General features: G+C 71.9%; 1 protein-coding gene and 1 pseudogene. One reads left to right on the forward strand and one right to left on the reverse strand.

The genetic code is table 11. The annotated features are described in order from the left end of the window. On the forward strand, positions 1-818 hold an 818-nt coding region (locus FV228_RS29890), incomplete at its 5' end, for an ATP-binding protein (protein ID WP_246694082.1). A gap of 126 nt (positions 819-944) precedes the next feature. Here FV228_RS29890 and FV228_RS29895 read toward each other — a convergent pair. Next, positions 945-1,348, reverse strand: a pseudogene (locus tag FV228_RS29895) (chemotaxis protein); the annotation flags it as partial.

Below are 1,348 nucleotides of genomic sequence, written 5' to 3' on the forward strand. Positions count from 1 at the left end.
GCGCCGCCGAGGCGTTCGGCACCCACGACGACCACGTCGCGCTACCGACGGCCGGTCCCCGCGAGGTGCTGGCCGTCTCCCGGGCGCTCGACCGCATGCGTGCCCGGGTGCGCCGCCTGATCGACGACCGCACGCAAATGCTGGCGGCGATCAGCCACGACCTGCGCACGCCGATCACCCGACTGCGCCTGCGCGCCGAGTTCATCGAGGACGAGCACACCCGCACGGCCACCCTGCGCGACCTGGACCAGATGAACGGCCTGGTGGAGGCGGCCCTCTCCTTCGTGCGGGACGGGCAGACGCGCGATGCCAGCAGCCTGAGCCTCGTGGACCTCGCCTCGGTGGTCCAGACGGTCTGCGACGACTTCTCGGATTTCGGCGCTCCGGTGCGCGTCGGCCGCAGCCGGCACGTCCTGGTGCAGGGCCGCCCGGAGGAACTGCAGCGGGCGATCACCAACCTGGTGGACAACGCCGTCAAGTACGGAGGCCGGGCGGAGGTCCAGATGGAATCCTCGGAGCGCGGCATCCGCATCTGCGTGCTGGATCAGGGCCCCGGCATCCCGGAGACCGAACGCGACGCCATGCTGCAGCCCTTCGTGCGGGGCGACCGCGCCCGCAATCTCAACGAGGCCAGCGGCTTCGGCCTCGGCCTGTCCATCGTGCTGGCGATCGTCGAGGCGCATAACGGCCGCCTGACCCTGGAGAACCGGAGTGAGGGCGGCCTCTGCGCCGCCATCGAGCTGCCCCTGGCGGCGCAGGCCTATGCGAGCCGGGCGGCGCAGCGATCACAAGGCCCGCTGCCGGCCCGGGCGGCCTGACGGCCGTCCGAGCCGGATCGTCTTCGGTCGGCTTGGCGCATCGTGCCGGAACCGGCACGATGCGCGAGCCCCTTGATCCGCATCGTCTCTTTCCGAAAGCCGGCGGCCAGCTTTCGGAACGCTGGTTCAGGCCGCCCGCACGTTGCGCAGGAACTGCGACACCTCGGCCCGGAGCTGCTCCGACTGGGCGGCGAGTTCGTCCGAGGCCTGCGCCACGGAGGCGGCGGCCTCGCCGGCATCGCTGGCGACCCGGGCAACCTCGGCGATGTCGGCGGTCATCCCGCTGGTGCCGGTCGAGGCCTGGCCCATGCTGCGGACGATGTCCTGCGTGGTGACGCCCTGCTCCTCGACGGCCGCCGAGATGCTGGTGGAGACGTGGTTCATCGCCTCGATCTGGGACACGATGCCCTGGATCGCCTCGGAGACGCCGCCGGTCACCGCCTGGATCGACGCGACCTGCCGGCCGATCTCCTCGGTGGCCCGGCTGGTCTGGGTCGCGAGTTCCTTGACCTCGGCCGCCACCACCGCGA

Source organism: Methylobacterium sp. WL18 (genome assembly GCF_008040015.1).
Lineage (GTDB): Bacteria > Pseudomonadota > Alphaproteobacteria > Rhizobiales > Beijerinckiaceae > Methylobacterium > Methylobacterium mesophilicum.